The sequence below is a fragment of the Candidatus Bathyarchaeota archaeon genome (assembly GCA_026014685.1).
Classification (GTDB): domain Archaea; phylum Thermoproteota; class Bathyarchaeia; order Bathyarchaeales; family Bathycorpusculaceae; genus Bathycorpusculum.
The window spans coordinates 194,409-201,492 of the sequence record JAOZHW010000008.1 but is presented as its reverse complement, the minus strand read 5'-3'; the positions used below and the strand labels follow the sequence as shown (position 1 = coordinate 201,492).

The 7,084-nt window shown below is 50.5% G+C and carries 6 protein-coding genes; 2 read left to right on the top strand and 4 right to left on the bottom strand.

What is annotated here, in order from left to right; genetic code table 11:
- Window positions 1-207 precede the first annotated feature (207 nt).
- A complete protein-coding gene (locus tag NWE96_08350; GenBank protein ID MCW3983993.1) occupies window positions 208-1,305 on the top strand; it encodes a cytidylate kinase family protein in 1,098 nt (365 codons plus the stop codon).
- A gap of 17 nt (window positions 1,306-1,322) precedes the next feature.
- Here NWE96_08350 and NWE96_08345 read toward each other — a convergent pair whose 3' ends face one another.
- The 3 genes from NWE96_08345 to NWE96_08335 are packed head-to-tail and all read right to left on the bottom strand — an operon-like array spanning window position 1,323 to window position 4,674.
- Window positions 1,323-1,943 (bottom strand): hypothetical protein, encoded by a 621-nt coding sequence (locus NWE96_08345; protein ID MCW3983992.1) that lies wholly within the window; start codon window positions 1,941-1,943, stop codon window positions 1,323-1,325.
- Window positions 1,940-2,758 (bottom strand): hypothetical protein, encoded by an 819-nt coding sequence (locus NWE96_08340; GenBank protein ID MCW3983991.1) that lies wholly within the window; start codon window positions 2,756-2,758, stop codon window positions 1,940-1,942. Before NWE96_08340 ends, NWE96_08345 begins: the two co-directional genes overlap by 4 nt.
- Window positions 2,755-4,674: an AAA family ATPase gene (locus NWE96_08335; GenBank protein ID MCW3983990.1), complete on the bottom strand. Its 1,920-nt coding sequence runs from the start codon at window positions 4,672-4,674 to the stop codon at window positions 2,755-2,757. The genes NWE96_08340 and NWE96_08335 overlap by 4 nt, the downstream gene beginning before the upstream one ends.
- A gap of 250 nt (window positions 4,675-4,924) precedes the next feature.
- Between NWE96_08335 and NWE96_08330 the strand changes: the two genes are divergently transcribed.
- Entirely contained in the window at window positions 4,925-5,173 is a 249-nt protein-coding gene (locus NWE96_08330) for a hypothetical protein (protein MCW3983989.1), read from the top strand.
- 228 nt (window positions 5,174-5,401) lie between these two features.
- Here the strand turns inward: NWE96_08330 and NWE96_08325 are convergent, their stop codons facing one another.
- Window positions 5,402-6,916 (bottom strand): PQQ-binding-like beta-propeller repeat protein, encoded by a 1,515-nt coding sequence (locus NWE96_08325; protein MCW3983988.1) that lies wholly within the window; start codon window positions 6,914-6,916, stop codon window positions 5,402-5,404.
- Between the last annotated feature and the right edge of the window lie 168 nt (window positions 6,917-7,084).

The following is a 7,084-nucleotide window of genomic DNA, read 5'->3' as shown; positions in this document are numbered from 1 at the left end:
CATGACACAACTAAACACAACCCTCAAAGCCGTGCTCGAAGAGAATCAGGCACTAAAGAAAGAAAACTCGGAGCTAAAAAACAAGGAAAGCAAGCCCTAAACTTGCCCTCTCTTCTCTATTTTTATGTCCCAACATGATTTTTTCTTGCAAAGAAGGGCATTAGCTCTTTATACAGCCGCACCACTATTCTAGTAGAGGCGTTTTTTATGGTTCAAGTTGGCGAAAAAGCACCCAACTTCACCCTGCCCGACACCGAAAACCGAGCCCGAACCCTAAAAGAGTTCCTCGCCCAAAAAGCCGTGCTATTTTTCTGCGTGGACGCCTTCACCGCTAACGCCACCAAGGAGCTTTGTCAATTCCGCGACGCCACAAGCAGCCTCATCAACCTCAACGCCCAAATCGTCGGAGTAGACCCCAAAGCACCCGCAGAAAACAAGCAGTTAGCCGAAAAGCACCGTTTGCGTTTTCCAATCTTGAGTGACCAAAAAGGCGAAGTTACCCAAGCATACGGGTTGGATGGGGCTAAGCGGGCGGTGTTTGTGTTGGATGAGGGCGGAGTGGTGGCTTATCGATGGGTTGCCAAAGATGCGGTGGGTGATCCTGATTATGGCGCCATCGCTCAAATCTTGCAGGCTGCCCCAAAACTGCACGCGGAGTTAGTGGTGCCCAGTGTTATTACGGTTTCTAGGCAGGTTGGTAGCGGTGGGGATGAAATCGCTCGGAAAGTGGCCAAACTTTTGGGTTGGGCATATTTTGATAAGACTTTGATGGTGGAGGTGGGACGGGAAGTGGGTGTCTCTGAAGAGGATATTGTGGATTTCTGTGAGGACACCTACAAAGTCCAGACTTTAGTGGACAAGATGCTGCTGCGAAAGAAACCTGCCAAGCAATCCTTCACCATAAAAGACAACGCCCACATAAGAAAAACCCTCGAAGAAGAACACTGCCTAAGCACCATCCAAACCGTCATCAACAACCTCGCAAGCAGAGGCAAAACCGTTATCGTCGGCAGAGGCGGGCAGGCCATACTGAAGCACAAGTTGGGGGTGTTGCATGTGCGGATTGTTGCGCCTAAAACGGTCAGGGTTGAGAGAGTCATGCAAAGCGAAGGGTTAACTCTGCAGGAGGCGCAGAGGCTGGTTGAAGAAAACGACAAAGCCACAGCCGAATACCTGCAGCGGTTCTACAGCATTGACTGGGAAGACCCCGCAAACTACGACATTGTGTTGAGTACATCCAAGATTGATTTTGCGACAGCGGCAAAGATGATAGCCACAGCAGCAACACAAAACACTTCTGCCTAAATGTATTTTAGCATAGGCTATTGGTTAACGTCAGGTGCTTCGGTTTCTTCTATTGACTGCTGTTCTTGTGCATCTTCGCTTTTTTTCTCCGCACTTAGCAGCATATCGATGAGTTTCTTTTGGTCTACTTCCGCTCGCGTTCGCCAATCCAAGAACAGCATGCCCCGCTCGTCTTGGGTGAGATAGCCGTGGCGGATGTAGCGGTCGAGGTTTAGGCTGACTTTCCAGTTGGCGATTTTTTCGCCCAATAGTTTCTCGACGTCTTTGCGGGTGGCTTGGCCTTTTTTGCTGATTATGTAGCTTATGGTTATGGCTAAGCCTGCGAGGTCGTCTATGCGCCAACCCATGAGTTTGTCTTTGGCGGCGACATCGCGTAAGGCTATGAAGAAGCGGGCTTTGTCGAGTTCTTCAACGGTGGGTTTCTCAGGTGTCTTTTCTTCTTCGAAAACGGTTTTGACTTGCATATCTAGCGGCTTCAAATAATCATCCAAAACATCGAGCACTTTGGGGTAATCTGCTCCTAGCGCCTTGTGGAGTTCCCAGCCCTTGACGCCGGGTTTAGCGTGGCGTTTGTAGAAGAGCATATGGGTGGCTTTTTTGACTTTGGCGGCGTAGAGTCCTTTGCGTTTTGCGCTCATGGTTGTTTCCTCTGTTTCCATTTTTGCCAGTCTTCAACGGATACAGCGATGGGAACCGACGTTGACTGCATTGAGAGCGGATCCTCGCGGCGCACGCTGTAGGGTAAGAGGGTGACGGTTTCTTCTAAGCGGTCGATTTCCAACGTTGCATATCCGTAAGTGATCAAGAAGCTGGTTAGGAAGGCGCGTTGCACGGTTTCTTCGTAGGTGTCTGCGCCGATGAAATCCCAATAGCTGATTTTGCCATCCGCTGCGGCTTTCTGTTTGAGTTCAGCCCAGTAGCATTCGAGTTCATCGCCGAATTCTCGGTCGCCTAGGACGCGGGCTTTAACCATCTCTTCGCGGGTGACCGTGCCTATTTCTACGGCGGAGACGTCGATGTCTTTCCATCGTTCCCCCAGAGGAGCCAGCGCCTCCCAATACAGTAGTCCCTGCGCTAGGCTGTTTAGGCTGAGTTGCTCAAACTCCACCAGCGGCGTCCAGGCGGAGGCGAAGACTTCGATGATTCCTTCTTTGCTGGTTTGGCGGATTTTCTCTTCTAAGAGGAACGGGTCAGTGTAGAGTGAGGTGGAGCGCTGCTTTACCCATTCGCTTTGCATTTTGATGACTGAGGCGAGGTGGTGGAGGGCTTCGGCGTCGAGGCGGAGTTCGTCGGGGTGGTTCCAGTGTGGGAAATACTGTTTGACGATGGCGATTATGCCGTCTACGTTTAGGGTGAAGGGGTCGACTTGGCGGCTCTCTATGGCGACGCACATCTCGATTATACGTTGGAGCTGTTCTTTGCCCAGCTTCTTTTCTTCAGCGTGCGGCGTCATTTGGCTACCTCACGGACTACGCTTTTTCCTTCGAGGTTCTGGACGGTTATGACGTTGGCGTCTTGCTGGGCGAAGGTAATTTGGCTAGGTGTGATGACGACGTATTGGGCTGCGGCGTCTTTTATCATGGCGACGAGCACTTTGGCGATCATTTCGCGGTTTTTAGGGTCCATGTGGATGTCGTATTCGTCGACTGCGCGGAAGGGGCTGCGGACATGCTGCTGTAGGGCAAGGAGGAAGCCCATGGTTGCGGTTGTGCGTTCGCCACCGCTCTGTGTGTAAGCGTCTAAGGCGACGGGTTTGCTGCCTTTGAAACCCACATAAATCTCCAGCCCCGCCGTTTCGATGTCTTGGGGGTTGGAAAGTTGCACTTCGCCCGTCGCCAGCGTTTGGCTCATGATGCGTTGATACTCGCTGTTGACGCGGCTAAGTAGGTCCTCCATGACGGCGCGCCAAGCCTGCAGGCGGGTTTTAACTTCCTCAAGCGTTTTTTCGCGGTTTTCGGCGACGAGTTGCGCTTTCTCTTTAAGTTCTAAATACAGTTTTGAGTAGGATTCGTATTGCCGTTCAATCTCCTCCGAAACCGAGGCGAGTGCGGCTAGGTGGCCGTCGGTTTGCCCCATCTCCTCCTGAATCTCGCCTGCGCTTTTGAGGACAACGATGCGTTCGCCTGACTCTTGCGCTTTGGCAAGTGCAGCGTTGAGGTTTTCTTGGGCTTCTTTGATGGCTTTCTCGATTGACTCCTGCTCTTTAGCGGCGCGTTCTCGTTTGAAATCGAGCAGTGCCAAAGCGACACGCCTATCCAGTGCTTGGTTGGAGATTTTATCGGTGGATTCTTCAAGCGTCTGCAGTTTAGCCTGGTTGGCGCCTATCTGGGCGGTGGCTTTCTGGATTTGCTGCTGGGAAACATCGAGCATTTCGCGCAGGGTCTCTGTTCGGAGCAACTTGAACTGGTTGCGGTCTGGGAGTGATTCGAGGATTTCGGCTTCACCCAAAACTTGCTCTATGAGGGCAAGGGTGGATTGATTCTGGGCGATTTTGCGCTCCAAATCCAAACGCTCCTCAAACGCAACCTTGATTTCGCCTCTGAGTTCCCGCTGTTGACTCTGCTGCCCATCTAATTCTGCGATTATGGCTTGGCGTTCGTCTTCGATTTTGCCCAGCGCCTGCTGATTGCGGTTAAAATTCGCTTGCAGCCCCTTGACGATGGCTTCGCGGCGTTCAACCTCAGCCCACGCCAACTCCCTGTCCAGAAAGCGGCGTTTGAGTTGGAGTTGCTTTTTTTCTTGGAACTTCTCGTACTGCTCCCGCCAATAGTTGAGCGTCTGCTCTGCCTGTTCGAGGAGTTTACCGACTGATTCCTCTTGGGTGAGGATGCGGCTGAGTTTAGTTTTGGCTTGTACCACGTTTTCGCGGAACGGTTCCAGCCCAACGGCTTCTTCGACCATGCGTAGTTTGTCGAGGTTGCTTAGTACGGTGAACTGTTCCACCATGTTTTGGTGCATGATGATGAGCATGTTGTCGGGGTCTACGCCGAATTTGCCCAGCAACCGCTCGACGTCTTGTTTGGTGGCGGCGCGGTTTTCGAGTTCGAACCAGTATTTGCCGTCACGGCGCAGTACGCGGGTTAAGAAGAGTTGGTCTTTGTTGTACTTTGGTTCGGGGCGTCGGTTGCCCTGCTTGCTGTTGTCCAGAATTAATGTGACGCGGGCTTGGTCTTGTCCCCAACGGATGAGGTCGCTGAGTTTGCGGCTACGCTCTGTGCTGGTTTGCCCTAAACCCACACTGATGGCCACTAGCAGGGAGGATTTGCCTGCGCCGTTCGGACCCCCGATTACGTTGACGCCCTGTTTGAATGGTACGCGGGCGTATTCGTAGCTCATAAAGTTTTCAACGATAAGTTCCTGAATTAACATTTAGCTTTCTCTTCTCTTAGAACGCAGAACTATGGATGGAGGGTATTATTAAAACAATTTGACAAGTTTGTGATTTTTTCTCCAGCGCCGCGAGGAGAATGAATCATTTAGACAGAGGCGGTTTTGTTTAAGAAAACAATCAGAGACAGAATATTTTTGGGCGCAATTCAGTTTTTGAACACCGCTGCGTGGATATACTGCGGTTTTCGCCCTAAACATTTTTATGGACAAACAAACGGATTAGATTGTTATGAAGTTCGCTGAGGTTGCAATTCTGCTCCGAGAAATCGTCGACAGATGTCCAGGGCTGGATGGAGCTACAATCACATTAGTTCCACAGAAAGCTATCTTCCCCCACTATCAGGGTTACCACATCAACATTAAGGCAAACTTTAACAGAGAAAGCATGGGTGGACTCCGCAAAATCGTGGAAGGACATGATTTGATGATGCAGATTAAAGCAGACGCAGTCATCGTCTACGAATCCAGACCCACCTAAACGTATCTGTTTCCTATAGAAACTCTTGCAGAAACCATAGAGAGGATAGACCCCGTTTGTTCCTACACTTTTGTGACCAATGTCGCTAGTGCCGCCTAAACCCCGTCCCCGCCACACAACACCTTCAAGTTTGTTCAACCTGTGGCAGAATGTTTAGCACAAAAAAGAATCAGCCAGCCGCGTGGAAAGGGTGCATCAGAGCCCAAAAAAGAAAAGGGATTTTGAAGGTTAATCCTTCTTCATTACTCTAAAGACGCCCATTACAATAGTCGATAGTCCCACAAAGACAAGGGTAGCTATGAGTAGCCAGTCGATCGAGTTGTTGGGTATGTATTCAACAGCTAGCATGGTTTGTTGATGCTCTTTTTCTTCAGGTTGAGTTGTGCTGCTTGGAGTTGGAGTTGGCGTGGGGGTTGTTGGCGGAGGTGATGCGGTAGGTTGGGATGTGGGGGCAGGTGTTGGCGTGGGTTGAGAGGTAGACGCAGGTGCAGTTGCCGTTGCAGGGGACGGAGTAGGCGTTGGCGTTTGTGTGGGCGCAACTGTTGGAGCTGGTGTAGGTGTGGGTTGGGTGTGGATGATTGGCGCTGTAGCGTTGGGGTCGCCTAAGGCGTATATTTTGCCGTCGAAGGAACCGATGTAGACTACGCCGTTGGCGATTGTGGGCGAGGAGAATATGTAAGCAGCTGTGCGGTAGAGCCAGATTATGGAAGCATCCGAGGCACTTAATGCGTAGAGACAGCCATCGTAGAGACCAACATAAACCACTTTTCCAACGGCTGCAGGAGAGGAATAGACATAGCATGTGAAGCTGCTTGAAATGTTGGGTGAACGGAAAGTCCAACATAAGGTGCCATCGGTTGCGTTTAATGCGTAGACGTTTGCATCGTTAGCAGCAAAATAGACTACTCCATCAGAGACTGCAGGAGAAGTCTGAACCAAACCGCCTGTAGTGAAACGCCAAACCTGATAGCCTGTTGTGGCATTTAGCGCATAGAGGTTGCGGTCGTCAGAGCCAATGTAGACTACACCGTTCACTACTGCGGGGGATGAGTATACTTTTCCGCCAGTTTGATAAGCCCAGATTATACCGCCCGTAACGGCGTTTAAAGCATAGACGTAGCCGCTGCCTGACCCCACGTAAACAATGTTGTTGACGACTGCGGGGGAGGAAAAAACTGTGCCGCCAGTCAGAAAAGACCACATTAAGGCACCGTTGATGGCGTTTAGAGCATAAACGTAGCCGCTGTATGAACCTATGTAAACAACGCCATTCACAACAGCTGGAGACGACTCTATACCGCTGTTGGTTGCGAACCGCCACACCAAAGAACCACTTGTAGCATTCAAAGCATCCACGTAACCGTGACTACCATCCCATAGAACACCAATGTAAACTATCCCACCTGCGATTGCGGGGGAGGATTCGATTTGGCTGCCGCTGAAGTATTGCCAGATTACTTGACCCGTGGTTGCGTTTAATGCGTAAACGTAGCCGTTGTTGGAACCACTATAGAGCACGCCGTCTGAAACTGCTGCGGAGGAACGAATTTTGTCTCCAGTACTAAATTGCCAAAGGTAAGCTGCGTTTGATTGGGTCGAGTTTGAATTGCCTGTGTGTTCTGCATCGTGGCGAAACATTGACCAGTCGCTTGAGGCGGTTGCGGTTGGTGCAAGCTGCGCAACTATGGGGCTTAAAGTTAAGAGGGTAACTGTAACAAAAGCCACTAACCAGGAATGTTTCATCACTTAGTCACCAATAACCTCGGCAGAAGTTTTTAGAATAAAAGACTTGTTGTATAGGTTTGTTGACAAAGCTTAGTCAAGGTTTCTAAACAAACCTCTAAAACCCAAGTTCAGAAAGCGACCTGTATACGGATAGAATTTACATTATCGATGAACAGCAACGGTTCA

Bases quoted from the DNA above. Each gene is read 5' to 3' on its own strand.
- NWE96_08350 (MCW3983993.1), top strand. From the start codon at position 208: ATGGTTCAAGTTGGCGAAAAAGCACCCAACTTCACCCTGCCCGACACC.
- NWE96_08345 (MCW3983992.1), bottom strand. From the start codon at position 1,943: ATGAGCGCAAAACGCAAAGGACTCTACGCCGCCAAAGTCAAAAAAGCC.
- NWE96_08340 (MCW3983991.1), bottom strand. From the start codon at position 2,758: ATGACGCCGCACGCTGAAGAAAAGAAGCTGGGCAAAGAACAGCTCCAA.
- NWE96_08335 (MCW3983990.1), bottom strand. From the start codon at position 4,674: ATGTTAATTCAGGAACTTATCGTTGAAAACTTTATGAGCTACGAATAC.
- NWE96_08330 (MCW3983989.1), top strand. From the start codon at position 4,925: ATGAAGTTCGCTGAGGTTGCAATTCTGCTCCGAGAAATCGTCGACAGA.
- NWE96_08325 (MCW3983988.1), bottom strand. From the start codon at position 6,916: ATGAAACATTCCTGGTTAGTGGCTTTTGTTACAGTTACCCTCTTAACT.